Origin of the sequence: Streptomyces sp. NPDC059850, assembly GCF_042731515.1 — a bacterium.
Lineage (GTDB): Bacteria > Actinomycetota > Actinomycetes > Streptomycetales > Streptomycetaceae > Streptomyces.
Map to the genome: position 1 here is coordinate 1 of NZ_JBHWJI010000030.1, position 21,892 is coordinate 21,892.

15 protein-coding genes are annotated in these 21,892 nt (G+C 73.5%); 2 read left to right on the forward strand and 13 right to left on the reverse strand.

Annotation, left to right across the window (positions count from 1 at the left end):
* Positions 1–6: 6 nt before the first annotated feature.
* Positions 7–195 carry a DUF4236 domain-containing protein gene (locus tag ACFV9T_RS24070; RefSeq protein WP_385443718.1) on the reverse strand — a complete coding sequence of 63 codons (189 nt, stop codon included), beginning with the start codon at positions 193–195 and terminating at the stop codon, positions 7–9.
* Positions 196–359: 164 nt separating this feature from the next.
* On the opposite strand from ACFV9T_RS24070, the gene ACFV9T_RS24075 reads away from it, so the two are divergent.
* Both ACFV9T_RS24075 and ACFV9T_RS24080 read left to right on the forward strand, forming a co-directional pair.
* Positions 360–4,946: a hypothetical protein gene (locus tag ACFV9T_RS24075; protein ID WP_385443720.1), complete on the forward strand. Its 4,587-nt coding sequence runs from the start codon at positions 360–362 to the stop codon at positions 4,944–4,946.
* The gene (locus ACFV9T_RS24080; protein WP_385443721.1) at positions 4,943–5,623 is read left to right on the forward strand and encodes a hypothetical protein; all 681 of its coding nucleotides are present in this window, start codon (positions 4,943–4,945) and stop codon (positions 5,621–5,623) included. The genes ACFV9T_RS24075 and ACFV9T_RS24080 overlap by 4 nt, the downstream gene beginning before the upstream one ends.
* Here the strand turns inward: ACFV9T_RS24080 and ACFV9T_RS24085 are convergent.
* Genes ACFV9T_RS24085 through ACFV9T_RS24140 form a run of 12 tightly spaced genes read right to left on the reverse strand, consistent with a single transcriptional unit; the run spans position 5,611 to position 21,890 of the window.
* Positions 5,611–5,880, reverse strand: coding sequence for a hypothetical protein (locus ACFV9T_RS24085; protein ID WP_385443723.1), 270 nt, complete (start codon positions 5,878–5,880; stop codon positions 5,611–5,613). The genes ACFV9T_RS24080 and ACFV9T_RS24085 overlap by 13 nt on opposite strands.
* 6 nt (positions 5,881–5,886) lie before the next feature.
* Entirely contained in the window at positions 5,887–8,001 is a 2,115-nt protein-coding gene (locus ACFV9T_RS24090) for an ATP-binding protein (protein ID WP_385443725.1), read from the reverse strand.
* Between the two features lie 5 nt (positions 8,002–8,006).
* Positions 8,007–9,860, reverse strand: coding sequence for a hypothetical protein (locus ACFV9T_RS24095; RefSeq protein ID WP_385443726.1), 1,854 nt, complete (start codon positions 9,858–9,860; stop codon positions 8,007–8,009).
* Positions 9,857–10,393, reverse strand: coding sequence for a hypothetical protein (locus ACFV9T_RS24100; protein WP_385443729.1), 537 nt, complete (start codon positions 10,391–10,393; stop codon positions 9,857–9,859). The genes ACFV9T_RS24095 and ACFV9T_RS24100 overlap by 4 nt, the downstream gene beginning before the upstream one ends.
* A gap of 2 nt (positions 10,394–10,395) precedes the next feature.
* Positions 10,396–11,532, reverse strand: a complete 1,137-nt coding sequence (locus ACFV9T_RS24105) for a hypothetical protein (RefSeq protein WP_385443731.1) — start codon at positions 11,530–11,532, stop codon at positions 10,396–10,398.
* Positions 11,529–13,523 carry a hypothetical protein gene (locus ACFV9T_RS24110; RefSeq protein WP_385443732.1) on the reverse strand — a complete coding sequence of 665 codons (1,995 nt, stop codon included), beginning with the start codon at positions 13,521–13,523 and terminating at the stop codon, positions 11,529–11,531. The genes ACFV9T_RS24105 and ACFV9T_RS24110 overlap by 4 nt, the downstream gene beginning before the upstream one ends.
* A gap of 2 nt (positions 13,524–13,525) precedes the next feature.
* On the reverse strand, positions 13,526–14,791 hold the full coding sequence (locus ACFV9T_RS24115; RefSeq protein ID WP_385443734.1) for a hypothetical protein: 1,266 nt from the start codon (positions 14,789–14,791) through the stop codon (positions 13,526–13,528).
* Between the two features lie 11 nt (positions 14,792–14,802).
* Positions 14,803–16,761, reverse strand: a complete 1,959-nt coding sequence (locus tag ACFV9T_RS24120) for a phage tail protein I (RefSeq protein WP_385443736.1) — start codon at positions 16,759–16,761, stop codon at positions 14,803–14,805.
* Positions 16,758–18,827 carry a putative baseplate assembly protein gene (locus ACFV9T_RS24125; protein ID WP_385443737.1) on the reverse strand — a complete coding sequence of 690 codons (2,070 nt, stop codon included), beginning with the start codon at positions 18,825–18,827 and terminating at the stop codon, positions 16,758–16,760. Before ACFV9T_RS24125 ends, ACFV9T_RS24120 begins: the two co-directional genes overlap by 4 nt.
* Positions 18,824–20,770 carry a putative baseplate assembly protein gene (locus ACFV9T_RS24130; protein ID WP_385443739.1) on the reverse strand — a complete coding sequence of 649 codons (1,947 nt, stop codon included), beginning with the start codon at positions 20,768–20,770 and terminating at the stop codon, positions 18,824–18,826. The genes ACFV9T_RS24125 and ACFV9T_RS24130 overlap by 4 nt, the downstream gene beginning before the upstream one ends.
* On the reverse strand, positions 20,767–21,198 hold the full coding sequence (locus ACFV9T_RS24135) for a GPW/gp25 family protein (protein ID WP_385443741.1): 432 nt from the start codon (positions 21,196–21,198) through the stop codon (positions 20,767–20,769). The genes ACFV9T_RS24130 and ACFV9T_RS24135 overlap by 4 nt, the downstream gene beginning before the upstream one ends.
* The gene (locus ACFV9T_RS24140; protein WP_385443743.1) at positions 21,195–21,890 is read right to left on the reverse strand and encodes a phage baseplate assembly protein V; all 696 of its coding nucleotides are present in this window, start codon (positions 21,888–21,890) and stop codon (positions 21,195–21,197) included. The genes ACFV9T_RS24135 and ACFV9T_RS24140 overlap by 4 nt, the downstream gene beginning before the upstream one ends.
* Positions 21,891–21,892: the final 2 nt, after the last annotated feature.

Consider the following 21,892-nt stretch of genomic DNA (forward strand, 5'->3'; position numbering starts at 1 on the left):
CTGTCGTCAGTGGCGTGTGGTGGTCTTGCGGTAGCCGAAGGGGCCGGGGAGGTCCATCGACGTCGTCCTGCGGCCGGTGGAGGAGTAGGTGCGCTTGGCGTCGCCCTTTCCGAGGGTGACGGAGACCGACTTGCGGTTGATGTTGAGCCGGACGCCGGGGAAGACGCGGAAGCTCTTGCGGAAGGTGACGGGCACGGGAACTCCTTTCCTCTGTCCTCGCCTTTCGCGTTCCCCGCCTGCGGGCGGATACGCGGTCCGGGCTCGTGGAGACGCTGGGGGGACAGCGGGGTGACGGTCGCGTCACGCCCGTGCTGGCACGCTTCACCGGGAAGAACGTGCTGTGGGAGGGGTTCCGACCGATGCCACCGCCCAAAGCCCTCGCGCCGCGGCCAAAGTCGTCGAAGACGGCTTCCGCCCCGGTGCGGCAGCGTCCGGAAGCACGCACCCCCGGCCCCGTACGGCCCCCGCTCCCCGCGTCCAACGCGGCCGTGTCGGCGGCGCTGGCCGCCGGGCGCGGTCCGGCGCCGCTTCCGCCCGCGTCGGCCGCACAGCCGAGCGCCGGGCAGGACACGGTCGGCAATGGCGCGGTCGCGGCGGCCGCGGCCTCCGGGGGCGGGGCGGAGGTGGCGGCGCGTCCCGGACCGGAGGCGGATCCGAAGTTCGCGGCGCTGAAGCAGGACGTACGGCGCAAGAAGCGCTCGGTGGCGACGTCGCACCCGCCTCCCAAGACCGAGGCGACGGCGGCGCAGGACGCCGCCCTGCCGCCCAAGGACGACGAAGAGGCACAGGGCAAGACCGCCAACGCCGAGAAGATGAACGAGGCCAAGCCGAAGGAGTTCGACAAGGAAGCGTTCATCAGGGCGGTCGAGAAGGCGATCGCCGAGAAGGCGCCGAAGAACCTTGACGAGGCGGACAAGTTCGCCGACTCCGGCAAGGCCGATGAGGTGCGGGCGGAAGTGGACAGCAAGGTCGGCGAGGGCAAGACGGACTCGGCCGAGCAGATCGCCACGACGACCGCGGCGCCGCCGGACACCTCGGCGGCGGTGCCCAAGAAGGTCGTACCGCTGGCCGCCGACCGGCCGCCCGGCACCCCGGGGACGCCGAACCCCGCGAGCGCCGTACCGGACAAGCTGCCGCCGTCGGCCACCGACATGTCCGCGGGGCCTGCCCAGGTCGACCAGCGGATGGCGGACGCGCAGGTCACCGAGGCGCAGCTGAAGAAGTCCAACGAGCCCACGTTCGGCAAGGCACTGGGCGAGAAGAAGGCCGCCGAACGGCACTCCGCGACGGCCCCGAAGCAGCTGCGCAAGCATGAGGCGGGCGAGCTGCACGCCTCCACCGCGCGGGCGAAGCGGCTCGGCGCCGCGGCCATGGGCGCGATGGGCGCGCACCGGGTGCGCACCGGGCAGCAGGTCGGGGCGGGCAAGTCGGGGGCCAAGGGCCGGGACGAGGACAAGCGGGCCCAGGTCACGGCGACACTGCAGGGCGTCTTCGACACGATGAAGAAGGACGTCGAGTCCATCCTCGACGGGCTCGACAAGCTGGTCGACGACCAGTTCGGCAGGGATGAGAAGGCGGCCCGGGACGACTTCACCGCCGAGCACAAGCGGAAGATGGACGAGTACAAGAGCAGGCGGTACTCGGGTGCGACGGGCAAACTGCGCTGGGTGCGGGACCTGTTCGCGGGGCTGCCCGCCGAGGCCGACAAGATCTTCGAGGAGGCCCGCGACAACTACGTCCGCCGGATGCGGCAGGTGATCTCCGACGTCGCCGACACCATCGGCGGGGAGCTGAACCGGGCGAAGCGGCGCATCGCCGACGGCCGCACGGAGCTGCAGGCCGCGGTACAGGCGCTCCCGGCCGATCTGCGGTCCATCGGCCGGGAGGCGGCCGCCGAGTTCACCGACAAGTTCGACGAACTCACGCAGTCCGTGGACGACAAGGGCACCCAGCTCGTCGACACGCTGGCCACCAAGTACACCGATGCGCTGAAGTCGGTCGACGACGAGATCGCCGCGGAGAAGGAGAAGAACAAGGGCCTGGTGGACAAGGCCGTGAGCGCGGTCAAGGCCGTCATCAACACCATCCTGGAGCTGAAGCGGCTGCTGCTGTCGGTGCTGGCCAAGGCCGCGCAGGCGGTGATGCTGATCCTCAAGGACCCGATCGGCTTCCTGCGTAATCTGGTGTCGGCCGTCGGCGCCGGTCTGCGGCAGTTCCTGGCGAACATCGGGCGCCATCTGCAACAGGGCATCATGTCGTGGCTGTTGGGAAAGACGGCCGAGGCGGGCATCGAGGTGCCGTCGAAGTTCGACGCCCAGGGCGTGCTGAGGATGCTCGCCTCCGTACTCGGGCTGACGTGGCAGAACATCCGCGCCCGGATCGTCCGCAAGGTGCCGACGATGGAACCGGCGGTCACGGCGGCCGAGACCTCGGTGCCGCTGGTCGCCGAGACCCGCAAGCGGGGCGTCGCGGGGATGTGGGACGACCTCAAGACGCGCGTGGGCGATCTGAAGAAGGGGCTGCTGGACAAGGTCATCGCGTATGTGACGCCCACGATCATCCAGGCCGGGATCATGTGGGTGCTCTCGCTGCTCAACCCCGCGTCGGCGTTCATCCGGGCGGTGAAGCTGATCATCGACTTCGTACGCTTCATCGTCACCCAGGCACGCCAGATCTTCGAGTTCGTGAACGCCGTGCTGGACGCGGTCATCGCCATCGCCAGAGGCGGAGCCGGCGGCGTGCCGGGGCTGATCGAACGCGCCCTGGCCCGGTCCATCCCGGTCCTGCTGGGCGTCCTGGCGGCGGTCCTGGGCGTGGGCGGGATCGCCTCCCGCGTGAAGCAGATCGTCCAGGCGATGTCCAAACCGGTCAGCCGGGCCGTGGACTGGGTGATCGACAAGATCGTGGGCCTGGTGAAGAAGCTCTGGGCCAAGATCAAGCCGAAGTCCGCCAAGAAGAAGCCCAAACCGAAGCCGAAATCGAAGCGGAAGCCGGACCGGAAGCGGCCGGGCAGGCCGAAGCGGAAGCGTCCGGTTCAGCGGCGCAAGCCCCGCAAGGACGACCGGCGCAGGCCGAAGCGGAGGCGCGACCCGAAGAAGAAGCGGCCCGACAAGAAGCGGCCGGACAAACGGACCGAGGCGGACAAGAAGCGCGCCCTCGACGCCGCCGTGCGGGACGCGACGGCCCTGCTCAACGAGGAGTCGGCGACGGTCAAGTCCGTACGGCGCGGGCTCCCGGCCATCAAGCGGCGGCACCGCCTCACCCGGATCCGTCTCACCAAGGTCACCGGGGACAAGTACCGCGTCAAGGTGGCCATCAACCCGGAGGCGGAGACCCCGGTCGAGGATCTGGGCGACAAGTTCCCCTACAAGATCGGCCCGGCCGAGGGCAATTTCAAGATCAGGAAGCATGGGAAGGCGGTCGACCAGCTCAACTCGATCAAGGCACTTCCCATGGAGGGGCGCGACGCGCGGACCGGCTTCGTCGTCAACATGGCGGCGGTCCCGGGCGAGGTCAAGAAGAACCCGGGCATGGCCGCCCGCTACCTCCACGACGCCTGGAAGAACCCGGAGACCAAGCACTTCGGCCCGATCAGCACCGCCGTCGTCATCGGCGTCAACACCTTCGAGCACCTCGACCAGAAGAACGACAGCAAGGTCCTCAACGAGGCCATCGACGCCGTCAAGCGGCCGGTCAAGCTCATCATGGCCGTCTTCGGCTTCATCTGGACGCCCAAGTGGCTGCACAACGACGGCCATGAGGTCCCGATGGCGGAGGTGCGCACCAAGTACAAGAAGCTGACGGGCGAGGAGAAGCGGGTCGCCGAGAAGCACGAGAAGGGCCTGCGCGACAAGGACGCGCTCCCCTACGGCCTCTTCCGCGAGGAGGTGACGAACTCCTCGTACACCGAGAAGGCGACGGCCATCCTGTCGCACGCCAACGACCAGGTCCACATCCTGGGCCAGGACGCCGACACCGGGGTCGCGGTGTCCGAGACGACGGGCGTCCTCGCCGCGTACAAGCAGATCCTGGACGCGATGGAGAGCCATCCGCAGATCACGATCGGCGGCTACCGCTTCAAGGGCTTCAACTGGAGCCCGGAGGGCGACCAGCGCCCCAAGCAGCTCACGCTGCTCGCCAACGAGCTGGACCGGGCGATCCGCGTCGTCATCGGCAAGAAGTTCCCTCAGATGCTCTACCCGACCGAGCCGAACATGCTGATCAAGGCGTGGGACCGGAAGCGGCCGGACGGCCTCTTCCAGAACAGCCGGCTGGCCGCCCTGCGCCAGATCCAGGGCGGGCTCTACGGAATCGGCAGCGCGGAGGGACGCACCCTGCGGATCCGGTACATGGAGGTCTTCGGCGAGGAGCTGCCCGTCGCCTACGCCCCGGGGGCGTCCACCACCACGAGCCCGGAGCCGGGAGACCGGGACCGCGGACTGACCGTGGAACCGTCGGACGTCCACCTGGCCGACCGGGGCAAGATGCGGGGCAAGGGCGGCGCGGAGGAGGCCATCCGCGTGGCGCACCGGATGTACGCGCTCATCATCCAGTCGCAGTCCTACACCAGCGCCCACACCCTCTCCCGGGAGTACTTCCACGCCAATCCCGGCATGTCCAAGAGGCTGCGGTTCACACTGCGGGACACCGTCTTCGTCCACATCGAGAACGTGGCGATGCTCATGGCCGACACGCCCCGGCTGACCGCGCAGAGCCCGAGCATCCAGGCGGAGCTGCAACAGCTGGCGACGGCCGTCGAGCGGCTCGTCCGCGGCTCGGGAGGCGACGAGCGGCGCAAACAGGCCGCCCAGCGGGCCCACGATCTGACCTCGGACATCATCAAGGCGATGACCGCCCCCGAACTGCATACCTACTGGGAGAGTGTCCGCACGGCCCTCGACGAGGCCATGAAGGACGCACCGGAGAGCGGAGGAGACGCGCAGTGAACCCGGAGACCGTCGGACGGCTGCGGGAGGCGGCGTCGCGCGACGACTACGCCTCGATGACGCGCCTGGCGCGGGCGCTGTACGAGAGCGGGCTGGGGCCGCGCGAGGTGCTGCGCGAATGCTACGGCGCCGACTTCCCCGAAGAGGTCTTCGTCCTCGCCGGCGCGGGACTGTCCGCCCTCGATCTGCTGGCCTTCTTCGCCAACCAGCCCTGGCAGCTGGCCGTCCCGCCCGGCCAGGGCGGCCCCGCCGACGTACCCGGACCGCTGGCCGACACCGAACTGCTGGTCCTGGCCCTGGACCCCGACCTGCTGCCGCTGGTGCAGATTCCGGCGGCCACCTCAGCCGGGGACGACCACATCGTGTGCTACCGGATCGAGGAGCTGCGAGCGGGGCGTCCCACGGCGTTCTGTCTCCGCGCGGCGGCCTACCCCTACAGCGAGGTGCGCGACGCCGAGGCGGTGCGCTGCGGGGATTCCCTGCTCGACGTGTTGTACGAGGTCCACGCCGACGAGGCGCGACGGCTCGACGAGGAGTCGCGGCAGCCGTGGAACCGGGGCGCTGGCTCGGTGGACCGCGGGGAGGTGGAGCAGGCGCGCGCCTCCCTCGAACTGGTCGAGGAGCTGCGACGGAAGGCGGCCGGGGGCCAGGAGGGCACGGAGGGTCAGGAGGGCTGAGCGGGTTTCGGTTTCGGCGCCACCACCGCCACCACGACCGGCGGGTGCGGGACGGCGTTCGCCTGGGCCGCCACCGCCGCGTTGCCCACCTGGTTCTGGCCCACCGCCAGGAGGCGGTCGAGCGGGGTCGCCGACTGCGGCGCGGCGGGAGCCGGGGCCGGGGTCTGGTGGGTGGCGGCCGCGGTTTCCGGGGTTCGGGCCGGTGGGATCGGGGCCACCAGGCGGTGCAGGGAGAGCGGGGGTTCGGTGGGCAGCATCGGCGGTCACCCCTGGGTCGCGTCGTCAAGGAGGTGGGCGTGGGGGCCCAGTTCGGCCGGGCGGAGCAGGCGGGCCTCGCGCTGGAACTGGCGTGCCACGCCGCGGACGATATGGCGCATCCCGATCGTAGCGCTGTCGCCGTCCGCCGCCGAGAGCGCGGCGGTGCGGGCCGCCGCGGTGATGCCCGCGCCGGTCATGTCGAGGCGCGCCAGGGCGTCCAGGTCCACGTCGGGGGCGAGGGGGGCCTCCGGCGGGAAGGCGATGCGCCACAGTCTGCGGCGTTCGGCGGCGGCCGGGCGGGGGAAGTGGACGACGAAGTGGAAGCGGCGGGTGAACGCCGGGTCGATGTTGTCCTTGAGGTTGCTGGTGAGGATCACCAGTCCGTCGCTGGCCTCCAGGCGTTGCAGGAGGTAGCCGACTTCCAGGTTGGCGTACCGGTCGGTGCCGTGCTTGACCTCGCCGCGCTTGCCGAACAGGGCGTCGGCCTCGTCGAAGAGCAGCACCGCCTGGCTCTCCTCGGCCTGGCGGAACGCGGTCTCCATGTTCTTCTCCGTCTCCCCCACCCATTTGGAGACGACCTGGGCGAGGTCCACCTTGAGGAGTTCCAGGCCCAGCATGCCGGTGACGATCTCGGCGGACATGGTCTTGCCGGTACCGGGCTCCCCGGTGAAGAGCGCCTTGACTCCGCCGTGTCCGGAGCGGCGGGCGAAGCCCCAGCTCTCGGAGATCCGGGGCCAGGCGCGGAAGGCCGAGGCGATCTCCAGGATCTGGCGGAACTGGACGTCGGGCAGGACCAGGTCGTCGACGGTGCGGCGGGGCACGATGGAGTGGACGGCGCTGCCGCTGCGCCCCCGGGTGACAGTGGCGATGGCGGGTTCGACGTGGTCGGCGACCGGCTCCGGGTGTCCGTTGCCCGCGAGCCGGGCCCCGGCGTCCGCGACCGAGGCGACGGCGCGCAGTTCGCCGCCGCTCATCCGGTACCGGACGGCGAGGTCTTCGAGGAGCGGCCCGTCCAGGTCCGGGAGCGCGGCCGACCACATGGCCCGGCGGTCGGTGAACTTCGGTGTGGGGACGGTGAGTTCGGCGTAGGCGCGGGCGGCGAGCAGGCCTGCGGGGCGCCAGGGTTTCAGGCCGGTCAGGCACACCGGTACGCGTGAGCGCGGCAGCGCGGCGGAGATCGCGTCGGCGTGCGGCCGTTGCTGCTCGCCGTGGAGGTCGTCGGTGGGGATCCACAGCACCGCGCCCAGCGCGGCGGCGATCCGCAGGTCGGCCTCGGGGTCGGCGGTCAGGGTCCGCAGCGGTGTTCCGGCGGCCCGGGCCAGGGCCTGGACGGCGTCGAGCTGGCCGCCCGGCGGGCACCCCCACAGCCCGGCCAGGTCGATATCGCCGGAGCCGAGCGCGCGGCCCAGCCGGATGAGCCGGTCCGAGGACAGATGCGGGGACAGGACGCGCGGTTCGGGCGGCGCGACATCGCCGGGATCGTGGCCGAGCAGTCCGACGTCGCCGCCCCAGCCCAGCAGGAAGTCCAGCACCCCGGGGCTGAGGACCAGTTCCTGGGCCAGCTCGACCGGGGCCTCGCCATGGGCGCGCAGCAGGCCGTACCGGCGCAGGGGCCCGGCGGGGCCGAGGGAGCGGCGCAGGGCGAGGCGGGCGGGCGCGCTGTCGGCGCCGGTGCCCGCGCCCACGGTCACCAGCAGTTCGACGCTGGGGAGGCGGCGGTTGAGGTTGTCCACGATGTAGGCGTAGATCCGCTCGTAGCCCCGGTCCAGTTCGGGCGCGGCGACCAGCAGCAGCGCGTCCTGCTCGGCGCGGGTCAGGCCGAAGCGGGTGGCGAGGGCGTCCAGCGGCAGCGTGGTGCCCTCGGCGGACGCGCGCCGCCGCAGGTCACGTTCGGGCTCCGGCTCCTGCCGCCGGGGGGCGTACGGCGCGGCCATGGTGTCGCTGAAGGCGTGCACTTCGCCGAGGAGGACGCCGACCTGTTCGTCGGTGACGCAGTACGGGGTGAGGTCCGGCCGGGTGAGCCGGGCCGCCAGCTGTGCCTGCCGTTCGACGGCGACGTGCAGGGCCCGGTGTACGTCGGCCAGCCGGAGGCGCAGGTGCTCGACCGCTGGTTCGCCCATGTGCCTCACCCGGCCGAGAAGGTCAGGGTCCGGCCGCCCAGCCAGACCACGTCGGGTACGTCGGCGAGCAGCCCGCCGCGCAGGAGGTCCGTGTGGCGCCGTCCCATCGGTACGCGGACCCGGACGGCCTCGGCCTCGAACCGCACGGTGGCCTCCAGGTCGGCGAAGCGGCGCAGGGCCAGCAGCGGATCCGGTGTCTCACGGTCGCGCCAGAGCGTCCAGGCGATCGTGGCCAGTCCGAGGGCCGCGGCCAGGGTGACGGTGCGTTCCAGGCCTCGGTCCGGTGCGAGCGGTACCGCCCGGCGCTCGGAGACCAGGGCGGTGACCAGGTCCGCGAACCGCTCGGCGTGGGCGGGCAGTTCGGCCGCGAGCCGCAGGTCCGGGGTCGCGCCCACGGCGGTCCACAGCGGGGTGCGCCAGGGCAGCCGCGCCACCGGATCGCCGCGCAGCGGCCGTACGCCGGTGAGGAACGGCACGCCTCCCGTGGCCAGGTCGCGCAGGGTGCCGGGCGGCAGGGGTCCGTCGCAGAGCAGTACGGTCGGCCGCCCGGACGCCTGCCAGTACGGCAGCAGCCCGGCGGCGTCCGTGGCCCAGGCGATGGGGAACATGCCCTGGGCGTCGGCGAGGAGGAGCGCGTCGTCGGCGCCGGTGATCAGGAGCGGATCGGCGGGGTCGTGGCCACGGCACACCGAGAGCGCCAGGACGCCGTCGAGGACCGGGAGCGCGGGGCGCACCTGGCGGGCGAAGGCGGTCAGGTGTTCTTCGGCGACGGGTGGGTGGAGACCGGCGAAGGCGGCCGCGGCCTCGCCGTCCCGTTCGGTGCGGCGCCAGCCGCGCGCGGTCGCGCCCAGCACCTTGTACGCGAGCGCCGCCGCGAACAGCGGTGCGTCCTCGGCGAGTTCGAGGCCTGCCAGGGCGGGGCCGATCGCGTCGAGGTATCCGATCCGGGCCAGGGGTCCGGCGAGGAGGAAGGGCAGCGCGGAGCACACCCGTACCTCGCCGGTGGTGCGCTGCACCATCGGTGTGGCGCGCGCCGCCTTGGGCTCCACCGCGCTGGTGTCGCCGTCTGTGGTGCTGGGTGGCGGATCGGTGGTGCGGTCCGGAGGGAATGGCTGGGTGGAGGGGCCGGGTGTGGCGGCCAGGGTGCGGGCCAGCCGTAGCGTCTCGTCGGGGGTTGCCGACGTTACGTACGCGGCGAGGGCCCGGGGCAGGTCGGCGGTGTCGGTGCCGACGGCCGCGAAGGCGGTGCGCAACGGCTCGGGCAGCGCTTCGGCGGTCCCGGTGGCGAAGGTCCGTACGACGAGTTCGGCGAGCAGCCGGGCGGCCGTCGCGTCGTCGGCGCCGAGGAGGGCGGGCAGATACGCCCGTACGGACTCCTCCGGCAACAGCGCGAGCAGCGCGTCCAGTTCGCCACGCTCGGCGAGTTCGGCGAAGAGTGCTGCGGCGCTCGGTGCGGTCGGCGGGATGGGGGCCGCGGCGAAGGACTCCTCCAAGGACACGGCGTAGGGGTCAGCGTCGGGCGTGTCGGCGGGGATCTCCACCATCGGCACGGGTGCGAAGTGGACCTCGACGGGCGGCCCGCCGCTCGCTGCCCGGCCGGTGCTGCCCGTCCGGCCCGGCCGGACCGTGACGGTCAGGGGTTCGGTGATCTCCACGTCCGGTCCGTCCGCCCCCAGCCGCTCGGCGAAGTGGTCCGCCAGCAGCTCGGGGAGGGAGTCCACTACGTGGCGGACGAGGCCGCGTGGATCGGGCCCCCAGCTCCACCCACCGCGCCGGACCACGGTCACGGTGCAGCGGTGCACCGTGATCTCACCGGGACCTCCGGTCTCGCCGGTGTCCGGCGCGGTGGGGGCGCTCATGTCACCTTCTCCACGGTCAGGTGGCCCGCCCAGCCCGCGGCGAGCACCAGCACACCGTGGACATCGCCCGCGACGAGGGTCACCGGCAGTTTCACCTGGGTCTGCTGGGCGGGGATCTCTCCCGCGAGCACATGGGTGTTCTGCTCGTCGGACACCAGGGCGACCACGGGCGTCGGGCGCGCCACGGCGACCTTCACGGTGAGGGTGAGCCCGTCGGTGGCCAGCGCGATGTCGTCGGGCCACGACGCGAGGCGCACCAGCGCCGGTTTGGGTTTGCCGTCAGTGGTCACCTCGACGCCAAAGGCCAACGGCTCCGCGAGGGCGCCCGGTTCGTCGTCAACGGCCGCCACGGCCAGTTCCCTGGCGCTCAGTGGGAGGGTCGCGATGCGGCCGTCGCCCAGGGCGACGCGCAGCGGCAGCGCGGACCCGACGAGGTCGGCCGCCTCGGGCAAGGCGGCGGTGGCGGTACCGGTCAGGGCCAGCGCGCCCACGACGTGGCCGGTGTCGGCCGCGTACACCACGGTAAGAGCCATCGTCAGCCACCGCCGTTCGTTGGTGCGACCGTCGCCACGACGAGGAAGTCGACCGCCCCGGGCGCTTCGGTCACCTTGGCCGGGGTGACCAGGGGGTTGTGCAGGCGCACCCGGCACCGGACCCGGCGGTCGGCGTCCACGGCGGCCTCCACCGGGCTGTAGAGCGTCGCCTCCGGCAGGGGCGGTATGCGCGGGGTCAGCTGGACGTGGATCACGACCCGGCCGTCCGCGACCTGTTCCGGGGTGATGCCGGACGGCAGGGGCAGCAGCATGCCGTCGGTGGCGGTGCCGGATGCCACCAGGGTGCTCCCGGCGGGCATCCGGCCGCTGAAGCTGCCCTCGATGGTCAGGTTGCCGTTGGCGGCGAGCGTCATCAGGGGTGCGACCGTGCCGCTGCCCTGGTAGAGGCCGAAGACCAGGTTCGGTGTGTCGCCGCCGGTCAGGACGAGGGCGGGCTTGCCCTCCTCGGCCTCCGCGCCGGTCCGCAGGGTCAGCGCGCCCGACCGGGCCGATACGGTGTCCGCGCGCACGCCCGCGTAACGGACCCCGACACCGCGCGCCGTGGTCTCGACGCCGCTGAAGTGGCCGTCCGTCCAGCGGACGTAGCCGAGCAGGACGAGCCAGCGGGCGGGCGGGTCGGCCGGTGGGGCGCCGATGGCGGGCGGCCGCTGCTCCGCGACCAGCCGCTCGTCGCCGAGGCGGCCGAAGAGGATCTGGTACGACTCCTCCACCCGGGTCTTGGTGGCGCTGCCGGAGCAGGAGACCGGTCCGGGCCGCTGGGCCGGTTCGCGGTCGGCGGAGGTGAGGAAGACCGGGTAGGGCTCGTCCGTGGGCTGGTCCGCGCCGTTGACCTCTTCGAAGTCGCTCTCGCGCAGCACGACCGGATCGGTGACGACCAGCTCGCGGCCGGTTCCGTCGACGGCGATGCCCGCCGCGACGCTCACCTCCGTATAGCGGGCGTTGGTCAGTGGGTCGGTGCGGGGCTGGGTGGCGAGGGCGAGGCCTTCGACGACGCCCCACTCGTGCAGGTGGCGGGCGTGTCGGGCGGCGCTTCCGCGTGCGTACTCGACCGTGGCCGACAGGTCGGCGGCGGCGAGCACCTGGCCCTCGTGGAAGGCGGGGCGCAGGGGGCCCGTCATGGTGTCTCACCGGGCTTCTGGGTACGGGGGCGGGGCGACCGGGTGCGTTTGGCCGGGGGCTTGGCGGGCGCGTCCGAACGATCCGGCGCCTGGTCCGCTCCCCCGCCCTCGTCCGGGTCCGGGTCCGGCGTGTCGTCGCGCGGCCCGAGGTGTTCCTCCAGGTGGGCCACTTGCGTCTCGGTGCTGCCCAGGTGGGCGCGCAGGCCCTCCACGGCGGCGGTGAGGTCGGCGACCTGGGTCCTGAGCCGGGCGAGTTCCCGCATGCTGTCGGTGACTTCGCTGGGGGTCGTGTAGACCTGTTCGTGCAGCGCCTTGGGCGGTGTCTCGCCGGGCGCGGGGGTCAGCAGCAGGGACAGCATCTCCTCCAGGTCGCCGCCGCGTGGCCAGTCGCCGAGCAGCCCGTCCGCGTACGGGCGCGCCACCGGGCCCTCGGTCGGGAGGGTGGGTTTCTGGTACCGCGGCAGGGGTGCGCAGCACACGCGCTCGGCGAGTTCGCGCAGCCGGTAGAGCTTGGGCAGCCATTCGCCGTAGGCCGAGCCGCCGGGCAGCACCTGTTCCCGGGTGGCGGAGCAGACCCGTACGACGTCGCAGCCGTCCAGCTCCACCCGTGCGAGCAGGACATCGGTGTCGGTGCAGTCGCCGCACGGCGGGTTGAGCGTGGCGCACGCCGCGTCGGTCAGGAACCGGCGCAGGGCGGTGGACAGCGTCGCGGCCGCTTCCGCGATCTGCTGCACCTCGGCGACGGTCGCCGTCTCGGTGCTGTCCGGTGGCGGGGCGGGCAGGGGCGGTGGTACGTCGGCGGCGGCGACGTCCGTGCGCAGCGCGCAGTCGGCGAGGCCGTCGGCCTGGTCCAGGCGGCACAGCAGCCACTCGCGGATCAGGCCGAGGTCCGCGCGGAACTCCACCCGCAGCGCGTGGCCGAGCGGGGTGCCCTGGGCGAGCATGCGCAGTTCGAGTGGCGCGTCCTCGTTTCCGCGCTGCGGTACGACCCGGGCCGCGGTCTCGGTGACGACGGCGTGGGCGATCGTGGCGTGCAGCGGGTCGGGCCACGCCGCCTCCGCGTCGGCGGATCGGAGCCGTTCGCACGCCGTGCCCAGGACGCCTCGGGCCTCCTGGACGGTGGCGAGGTCGGGGTAGTCATGCCGGAGCTGGCCCTGCCCGGCCGCGTCGTAGGTGTCGAACCGGGCGACGGCGGCGGCGAGCGCGCGCACGTGCTCGGTCATCTCGCGGGCCGTCGGCGGGGGCGGCGGGCCCTCTCCGGCCGCGTTCGCGCGCAGCCAGGCGAGGGCGGTGGCGTACCGCTGGGCGTCGGCGGCGTCGAAGCGGAAGGTGCGGCCGATGCCGGTCGAGGCGAGGTTAAGGGCGTCGGTGTACAGGCTGAGCCGCCGGTCGCGGGTGCGGGCCCGGTCCGCGCGCGGGAGGTCGCCGATGCTCGCGAGGAGCCGGGTGCCGGGGTTGTGGCGGTGGTCCTCGGAGTCGTCGCACTTGACGACGAAGCGGAACCCCTCCTGGATCCTGGAAGGCACGCATCCGGGCGAGGGGCAGGGCTCCTCCGTGGCGTACGGGGCCACCGGTTCGACGGGCAGCTCCTGGTAGCGCACGTAGAGCCCGTAGCGCCGGTCCCCCTCATCGTCGCAGTCCTCGCCACAGTCCACGCCGAGGGCGCTGATGCGCCGCTCCTGCACCAGGGCCCGGACGTCGACGCGTTCCGTGCAGGACACGACGATGTCGTTTCCGGCGCAGTCGAGGGCGTGCCCGGGATGGACGGCCACGGTTCCGCCGCCGCACGGGTCGCAGGTGACGCCGAGGCCGCAGATGACGCCCGGCCCGTAGAGCGACCGGTTGTGCAGTCTGCGCTTCGCCGTCGTGTAGTCCAGCAGCAGGCTGAGATCGTCCTCGGTCAGCAGTTGCCCTGCGAAGAAGCGAGGACGTACGAAGGCGGAGGTCCGGGTGGCGTCGCCACCGCAGCCGCATCCGCAGTCTGTTCGCATGATCAGCGCTCCTTCACAAAGAACCAGCTTTCGAAGACGTCCCCGCCCGCTCCGGTGCCGGACGTCCAGGGGCCGATGCCCGAGGGTGGGAGGTCGCAGCCGCCGCCGTGCGCGGCCGACCGGGTGTTGTGGTCGTCGATGGTCGGTACGCGCCCGCCGACGTGGGTGCCGTCGACCGGGCGGCAGCAGCGGTCGAGGATGAACGCGGCCCGGACGGTGATCAGTACGCGGTCGCCGTCCTGCAGCGTCTCGCGAGTGGTCTGGCGGTAGCGGAACTCCTGGGTGAACTCGCCGCACCCGTCTTCGGTCTCCAGGTCCGGTTCGGCGAACCTGCCGCCCATGTACCAGGTGGAGGCGTTGCGTCCGCTGCCGCCCTCGATCACCTGGAGTTCCACCACGCCGGGCCGCAGAGTGTCGGTCCGTACGCCGGAGGAGAACCGCACCACGAGGCCGCCGTCCTCATCCTGGGTGCCGAGGAGGGCCTTGGCCTCGTCGATGGTGTAGGTGTATCCGTGGATCCAGTTGATGCCGGTGATCACGGTGGGCACGTGGCGGCCGAAGGCGCGGCGTACGTTCATATGGATCTGGTCGCACCGCACCGGCTCGTACCAGTCGACGCAGTCGATCCTGGCCAGCCAGAGCACCTTGTGCTCGCAGGGCGAGCAGCAGGTGTCGCAGCGTTCGTCGGCCGGGGGCTCGCACCCGGTGACCCGCACTGTGTAGCACTCCTCCGTCCAGCCGAACTCGCAGTCGGAGGTGTCCGCGCAGGCGTCGTTGTAGACGGCGCGGGTGGGCTCGACGGGCCGCTCGGCGTACTCGACGCCGACCCAGACGGTGTCGGTTTCCCGTTCGTGCGGGGGCAGCGCCTTCCACAGGTCGATGACGCAGCCGCCGCGCACCACGACCTCGTTGCCGTCGCAGTCCACGCCGAGGCCGGGGGTGATCGTCACCTTGGCCCGGCGCCGGTGGTGCCGCGGCGTTTCTTCGGCACCGGTTTCGGCACCGCTCTGCTCGACCGAGGGTGTTTCCCCGCCGTCGTCCGGCGGGCAGTCGTCCTCGTCCCGCCGCGCAGGTTCCACGTGGAGGCCGCACACCACGCCGTAGCCGAGCAGGGCGCGCATGCGCAGCTTCAACTTCTCGCGGTGGTAGTCCTGTTCGCGCTGGAAGTCCCGGGCGCCCAGCATCTGGCCGTGGAAGTACCGCAGTCGGCGCAGCGGTGGCGCGTCGAACCCCTCCGTGCCTGACCGTGATGTCTCTGTCTCCGTCATGCCCCGTCCTCTCACGACACCTGTGTGTGCACACCGACGGCGGAGACGACTCCCACGCCCACCCCTCGGCGCAATCCTCTTGGTCCCGGCCTCAGCACCCCGTCGCGGCTCAGCCGCAGGGGGCGCGCGCCGCCCAGTACGGGCGCGGGCAGCGGGACGAACGCGGTGTCCACACCGACCGTGGACCGCGACCCGACCACGAACCCCGCGCCGCCGGTCCGTACCGACCCCACCGTGTGCGCGGGCGCCTGCCGCTCCACCAGCCGGGCGAGCGCCGTCCCGTCCGCCGATCCGGCGGGAAGGGCCACCCGGAACCGGTGGGCGTGCGCGGTGAACGGGTCGCTGTCGGGGGCGCCGAACGCGCGCAGCGGCGCCGCGCCCAGTGCCGAGCCGCCGACCCGGAACCGGTTCGCGGAGCGGCCGAACAGCCTTATGGCGCCCAGCCCTTGGTCCTTCCCCGGCCCCTGGCCCGGGCCTCCGATGGCCGTGCGCAGGTGGGCCCAGCGGCGGTCCGTCGCCAGCTCGTCGATGACCGGGGTCACGCCGAACACGATGCGCACCGCCTCCCGCAGCGCCCATGGTGTGCCCCGGCGCCGGTACAGCTCCGGGGCGGCGGCCAGCAGCGCGCGCCGGGTGCGGGCGTCCCAGCCCGCCTCGAACGACAGGCCCAGCAGCCCGGCCAGCCACGGCAGCACCCGGTCGGGTACCCCGGCGGGGTCCAGGAGGGACGGATACCGCTCGATGACCCGGTCGAGCTGGGCGAGCGTGGCGTCGAACAGGGACAGGAAGCGTTCGGTGAAGTCGTCGGCCGCGGGGTCCTGGCGGAAGGCGGGCGGCAGCAGATCGGCGCTGGTGGCCCGGGGGAAGTCGAGGCGGATCCGGCGTACGACCGGTGTCGTGGCGCCGTCGCCGAGGAGCCGGAGCCGCAGCCGCAGGAAGCGGCCGGGCGGCTGGTCGACGAGGAAGTCGGTGATGCCCGGGGCCGAGGTCTGCCAGTCGCTGTCCTCGTACCGCCCGTCCTCGCTCACCACGATGGCCACGGCGACCGTCGTCCCGTCGGGCACGTCGGCGTCCACGCGGACGCGGTGCCAGCGGCACCGCGAGATCCCGCTGTCGATCAGGGTCGTGACGTACGAACCGCTGGTCTCGTACGCGTCGGTGGCGGACGGTCCGGGGTCCCGGGGCAGGCCCTGCCAGGTGTAGCAGGTGGTGGCGGGGCTGTCCGGGCCCTGCTCGTGCAGGCAGAACCCGTCGTCACCGGCCGAGGTGAGCGCGGACGGCGGCAGGGCGGCGGCCAGTTCGTCGACCGTGACGGTACGGAAGGGGCCCCGGTGGCCGCCCCGGTGGATCGTGAGCCGTCCGCCGTCGTCGGTGAGCAGCCATACGCTGCGCTCCGGTCCGGTGCGCAGGCCGACGACCTCGCCGCGCGCTCCGGTACGGAGCACCCCGCGGAAGCGGCCCGCCTGGTCGTACCGCAGCAGGACCGTGCTGCCCTGACAGGCCACCAGTATCTCGTCGCCGGGAGCCGGGGCGGCCCAGCGGGCCCGCTCGGCGCGGATCACCCCGGCGAGCTGCGCGCCCTCGCGGCGCCACACCAGGACGCGGCCGGAGTCCACCACGGTCAGCCGGTGTCCGCGCGCGGCGACCGAGACCGGGGCGCGCAGCAGGCCGGGGTCGCAGCCGGGCGGCCAGACGGGGGTGAAGGCGCCGCAGGCGTCGCGGCGCAGCAGCCGCCGCTCACCGGGGACGAGGAGGTACCAGGCGCACGGCCCGCACCCGGGCGCGAGGCGGGGGTCGGGGAACCACGGCAGCAGTTGGCCGCGGGTGGGGCCTTCCGGCACGCTGCCGCCGTAGGCGAGGCGGAGGCCGGACGGGTCGTCAAAACCGACGGTGCCGTGCGTCTCCTGCTCGTCCCAGCCCGTGTAGGCGTCGAGCAGCCGGAAGGTCGCGGGGTGGGGGGTGCACGTCATGGCTGGTCTCCTACCGGGATCAGCAGCGGGCGCTCCGGCCAGACGAGGGTGTGGGGCGGGAGAGCGTGGTCGGTGCAGGGCGGCAGGCGCATGCCGTCGACGGTCAGCGAGAGCCGGGTGACGGCCAGCACCCCGTCGACCGCGAGGAGCGCCCGGACCAGCGCCGTGTGCCGCAGCGCGCCGCCGAACGGCCAGCCCGCGCCGTCCTCCCCGCCGCGCAGCGGGTCCAGATAGGTGCGTACCGCGTCGCCCGCCCGGGCGAGGACGGCGGCCCGGTCTAGGTCCGGGTCGAGCGTGACCCAGGACTCCACGCCGACGCGGCGGTACGGCGCGGGGGCGGCCACCACGGTGACCCCGGCGGGGGCGGCCTCACGGGACAGGAAGTCGGCGACGGCCCGCAGGGTCGCGGCGGTGGGGACGGGCGGATCGCCCGTGTCGCCGTCCGGCGGTACGGGCGGTACGACGAGGACTCCGACGACGCCGGGGATCGGCGCCCCGGCGAAGTCGGGGTGCAGTCCGGGCACGCCCCGGGCGCGGGCCACCGAGGCGCCGGGCGCGCGGAGGGCGAGCTGCCCGTAGTCGGCGGGGGCCACGGCCCGGCCACGGGCCCGCAGTTCGCCGACGCCTCGGCGCATGGCGTCGGCGTCGGGTTCGGCGTCGGTTCCGCCGGAGGCCGGGAAGGGGTTGGCCACGCCGGTGACGAACGGCAGCGCGGTCACCACTCCGCTGACGGCTCCCGCCCGTACGGCGCCCGCGCTGCCGCCGCCCACGCGGTAGCGCACGGCGCGGACGTTGCGGAAGCCGGGCGGGACGGCCGCGCCGTTGACGCCGTCCCCGAAGGTCACCTCGCCGGTGTCGTGGTCCACGGTGAACACCCGGTCGTCGGCGCCGTATCCGGCCAGGCTCTCCACCTCGCGCCACCGGCTGGAGGTTCCGGCGCTGGTACCCGCGCTGGTGCCGAACACGTCGCCGCCCGTGTCGTCGTCCACCTCGATGACCACCGACCCGGCGAGGATGGGCACCTGGCTGAGCTTCATGCGCCGCCGCCCGGTCGCCGCGGCGTCCTGGACGGGCTGCAGCGGCTCGTCGCGGATGGTGCGGGCGGCGGTGGCGGTGACCACGTTGAGCCGCAGCCCGGACAGGACGGGCGCGGTTCCGGGGAAGGCGCCGTGGGCGATGCGCAGCCGCAGCCAGCGCAGCAGGGGGCGGGGCCGGGTGCCGGGCGGGCTGCCCGGCTGCCATGAGCGCGGCACCCTCAGCTCGACGGTGCCGTTCGCGCTGAGCCCGGCCGTGGAGTCCCGCAGCACCTCGGCGGGGACGAGCCGGGTGCCGTCCAGGACGTCCCAGCGCAACAGCGGCGCGGGCGGCAGCGGCAGGGGTACGAGCCCGCCGGAGGCCGCGGGCGCGGGCGGCGCGGCGACGACCACGAAGCCCAGGGAGAGCCGCGGGTAGGGTCCGGCCGGTCCGGCGAGTCCGATCCACAGCCCGTTGCCGGGTTCGGGGTCCCGGCCGAAGGGCGCGAAGGGGCGGCTGGGCCCGGACGGCCCCAGCGGCAGGGTCTCCAGCCGTCCGGACTCCTGGACGGCGAGGGCGCCGAGGGTCGCCGGGGTGGCGTAGAGGTCCTGGTCCGTCTCGTAGACGACCTGCCCGGCCGGGGTGGAGGCGGCGCTCTGGAACCCGGCGGGGACGAGCACGGAGGAGCCGTCGGGCGGGTTGACGGTGAACTCCAGGAGCGCGGCCGCCGCGCCGGGCGGGCGCCGCCGCACGCCCGCCGTGGCCAGGTGGTCGGCGAGCACCTTCTCCGGCAGCCGGTTGACGCGGCCGAGTACGGGTTCGGCGAGGGTGCCGAAGAGGCGGACGAGCGCGACCCCGGCGTCCTGCCGGTCGGGGTCGGTCCAGTCCGGGGTGTAGCCCGCGATGCGGCCGCGTACGGCGGTACGGACCGCCTCGCGGGTCGCGTCGACGAGTTCGGGCTGGACGCCGGTCGGCCCGGGTCCTGGCACGGTCCGCCCGTCCGCCCGCTCCTCTTCGCGGGCGTCCCGCTCCCACCACACGTCGCCGGTCATGTCAGCCCCTCCCCCGGTTCGACGGCGGGCACGATCCGGGTGCGGACCGTGCGCAGAACAGGCAACTCCCCGGCGCCGAGGGGAACTTCGTCGCATGTCTCGGCCGCTTCGGCTCCGTCGAGACCGATCGCGACGGCGGCGATGTCCGCGAGGTCGCCCAGCGCCCGCTGCGCGGCGCGCAGCAAGGCCGAGGGGCGCAGTGGCTGTCCGAAGGGCCAGCCATCCTGGTCGTCGCCGCCCGCCAGCGGGTCGAGGAAGCGGCGCAGCGCCTCGGTGACGACGGCGGACACGCGGGTGCGGTCGGCCGGGTCGCCGGACAGGTCGACGCGCAGGGCGACATCGCGGTAGCGGGGCGCGCGGACGAAGATCTCGGAGGTGAGCAGCCGCGCCGCTTCCAGGCGGGCGGCGACCGCGCGCAGCATGCCCGGGTCGGGTACGGGCGCGGCCACGAAGTCCTCGCGGCCGAGGTCGTCCCGGGGTGCGGCGGGGACGATGTGGACGGTCACCGCGCCGGGCACCGTGGCGCACGGGAAGCCGGGGTGGCTGCCGAGGGCCGGGTAGGCGCGGGCGACGGCGACGCCCGGGGTCGTACGGGCGAGGGTGACGAAGTCGTCGGCGGTGACGGCGCGGGTCACCTCGCCGAGGGAGGCGGCCGCGCGCTGGCGCGCCTGGGGAATCGTCTCCGGGTCCGCGCCGCCTTCGGCCCGTACGAGGTTGGCGGCCGATACCGCTCCCGCTGCCGGGATGTCCTCGGCCGGGAGCCAGTTGCCGGTCATGCCGCCGTTGCCGTCCCGGCCGCCGCCGGTGACGTACGCGACCCGCACGTCCGGGTCGGGGCGGGGGATGCGCCCGGTGAGTCCGTCGCCGAACACCAGCGCGCCTTCGGCCCGGTCGAGCACGAAGGTCCGGTCGGCCGGTGCGCCGAAGGTGAAGTCCGGGACCGGCTGCCACTCCTGGCCCGCCAGGCTCAGCGCGGCCTCCAGGAGGCGGTCGGCGGCGTCCGGCAGGACGAGATGCTGTCCGGGCAGCCGGAGCCAGGCGGTGATCTGCTCGTGGAGGTCGGCGCCGCTCGCGGTGCGGTGGGTGCGGTGGTGTGCGGCGGACACGTTGACGGCGAGCTGGAGGAGCCGGGGCGGGGCCGCGTAGGTGGCGGCCGGGGTCGACAGCAGCAGCCCGCTGTCCTCGGTGGTCCAGTCGGCCGGGGGATGCAGCCGCACGACGCCGGAGCGGCGGAGCCCGGCCGTGCCGTCCTCGACCTTCTCGAAGCCGCCGGTGATGTCCGTACCCGGCCGGAACCAGGACCAGGTCAGCTCGGCGGGCGGCGGCACCCCGTCGGCCGCGCCCGGCAGCCACGACGGTACGGACGCGGCGGGCGCGTCCAGCTCGATCAGCAGGCCGATCGGGCCGGGCGCGGGGTGCGCCCCGGTGAGCGGGAGGGTGAACCGGGCCTCGGCCGGGGCGCCGTCGCTCGCGAGCAGGGCGATGCCGCGCCGGGCCCGCAGGTCCGCCGTGCGGTCGCGGTCGGTCCACACGGTGATCTCGCCGCCCTCGGCGAGCGGCAGGACGGCCACCTCGTCGTCGAGGGTGAAGACGATCCGGCCGGTGGGGTCGCGGGTCAGCGCGGTCCCGGCGGGGACCACGGGTACGTCGGTGTCCTCCTGCCGGGCGGCGAGGCGCAGCACGGTGGCGGCGGGGCGGGCGGGGCGCGGGGGTTCGAGGCCGAGGAGGCGCAGTATGGCGACGACGAGCGCGTCCGGCACCTGGTCGAGCCAGTACAGCCGCTGTTCGAGGAGGTAGGCGAAGAGTTCGAGGAGGGTGACGCCGGGGTCGACGGGCGCGTGCAGGGTCCAGGTGCCGTCGGACTCGGCGGGGATGCGGCGGCGGATGGCCGCCATCATGTCGGCCCAGGTGAGGTCGTCCAGCTTGGGCGCGGGCAGGGTCATGACGTCCCCCCGGTGAGGCCGGTGGAGCCCGTGAGGTCGGTCAGCCCGGTGTAGAACGGGAACACCAGGTTGGCCTTGGTGTTGCTGCGCCGGATGCGGTAGACGACGGAGACGGTGATCCGCGATTCGTCGGCCGGGTCGGCCTCGGCGCGGACCTCTTCCAGGTCCACGCGCGGCTCGTGGTCGCGGACGGCGGCGGCGATCGAGTGTTCCAGGTCGCGCAGGTTCTGCACACTGCCCGGCGCGAACAGCAACTCATGGGCGCGGGTGCCCAGTTCGGGCCGCATGACGCGCTCGCCGGTGCCGGTGAGCAGCAGCACCCGCAGACAGTGCTCGATGCTCTCCTCGCCGGTGGCGTAGCCGAGCCGCCCGGACGCGTCGGGCAGGATCGGGAACCGCCACCCGGTGCCGAGGAATTCCTCGCTCATGCCGTCCTCGCCTTCTTGGCCAGCACGGCCGGGGTGAGTGGCGGCGTCGGCGGGCCGGTCGGCCCGGCGGCGGAGGGGTGGGTGTGGGTGTTGAACGCCTGGAGCAGCGCGTTGCCGAGGACGAGGGGTTCGGTGGCGCCGCCGCCGAGGTCGACGGAGGGCGAATCGACGGTCACCTTGGGCGCTTTGAGGGTGATGTCGCCCTGGGCGGTGACGGTGACGCTGCCGCCCTCGGCCGCGGTGATCTTGATCGTCTTGCCCTGGTCGTCCAGCTCCACCACGTGTCCGGCTGCGGAGGTGATGCGTACGGCGGCCTGGGACTCGGTGTCGTCCAGGAGCACCTGGTGGCCGTGCTTGGTCCGGATGGTCTTCTGGTCGCGGCCGTCGGTGCGGGCGGTCGGCGGCTTGTCCGCGCCGTTGTAGAGGCCGCCCAGGACGATCGGGTAGCGCATGTCGCCGTGGACGAAGGCGACGAGCACTTCGTCGCCTTTCTCGGGTACGAACACCGAGCCGTAGCCGTTGCCCGCGTACAGCTGGCTGACCCGGACCCAGTCGGTGACGGTGGTGTCGTCGAACCACGGGAACTTCAGCTTGACCTGGCCCTCGTCGTCGCCCTCGTTCTCCACGACGAGCGCCTCGACCACGCCGTAGTAGCGCTTGTCGGTGGAGCGGGCGCGTGGCGTGCCCCTCATGG

What these genes read in the sequence shown, in the direction of transcription:
- ACFV9T_RS24075 (WP_385443720.1), top strand. Translation starts at nt 360, where the DNA reads ATGCCACCGCCCAAAGCCCTCGCGCCGCGGCCAAAGTCGTCGAAGACG.
- ACFV9T_RS24085 (WP_385443723.1), bottom strand. Translation starts at nt 5,880, where the DNA reads ATGCTGCCCACCGAACCCCCGCTCTCCCTGCACCGCCTGGTGGCCCCG.
- ACFV9T_RS24090 (WP_385443725.1), bottom strand. Translation starts at nt 8,001, where the DNA reads ATGGGCGAACCAGCGGTCGAGCACCTGCGCCTCCGGCTGGCCGACGTA.
- ACFV9T_RS24095 (WP_385443726.1), bottom strand. Translation starts at nt 9,860, where the DNA reads ATGAGCGCCCCCACCGCGCCGGACACCGGCGAGACCGGAGGTCCCGGT.
- ACFV9T_RS24100 (WP_385443729.1), bottom strand. Translation starts at nt 10,393, where the DNA reads ATGGCTCTTACCGTGGTGTACGCGGCCGACACCGGCCACGTCGTGGGC.
- ACFV9T_RS24105 (WP_385443731.1), bottom strand. Translation starts at nt 11,532, where the DNA reads ATGACGGGCCCCCTGCGCCCCGCCTTCCACGAGGGCCAGGTGCTCGCC.
- ACFV9T_RS24110 (WP_385443732.1), bottom strand. Translation starts at nt 13,523, where the DNA reads ATGCGAACAGACTGCGGATGCGGCTGCGGTGGCGACGCCACCCGGACC.
- ACFV9T_RS24115 (WP_385443734.1), bottom strand. Translation starts at nt 14,791, where the DNA reads ATGACGGAGACAGAGACATCACGGTCAGGCACGGAGGGGTTCGACGCG.
- ACFV9T_RS24120 (WP_385443736.1), bottom strand. Translation starts at nt 16,761, where the DNA reads ATGACGTGCACCCCCCACCCCGCGACCTTCCGGCTGCTCGACGCCTAC.
- ACFV9T_RS24125 (WP_385443737.1), bottom strand. Translation starts at nt 18,827, where the DNA reads ATGACCGGCGACGTGTGGTGGGAGCGGGACGCCCGCGAAGAGGAGCGG.
- ACFV9T_RS24130 (WP_385443739.1), bottom strand. Translation starts at nt 20,770, where the DNA reads ATGACCCTGCCCGCGCCCAAGCTGGACGACCTCACCTGGGCCGACATG.
- ACFV9T_RS24135 (WP_385443741.1), bottom strand. Translation starts at nt 21,198, where the DNA reads ATGAGCGAGGAATTCCTCGGCACCGGGTGGCGGTTCCCGATCCTGCCC.
- ACFV9T_RS24140 (WP_385443743.1), bottom strand. Translation starts at nt 21,890, where the DNA reads ATGAGGGGCACGCCACGCGCCCGCTCCACCGACAAGCGCTACTACGGC.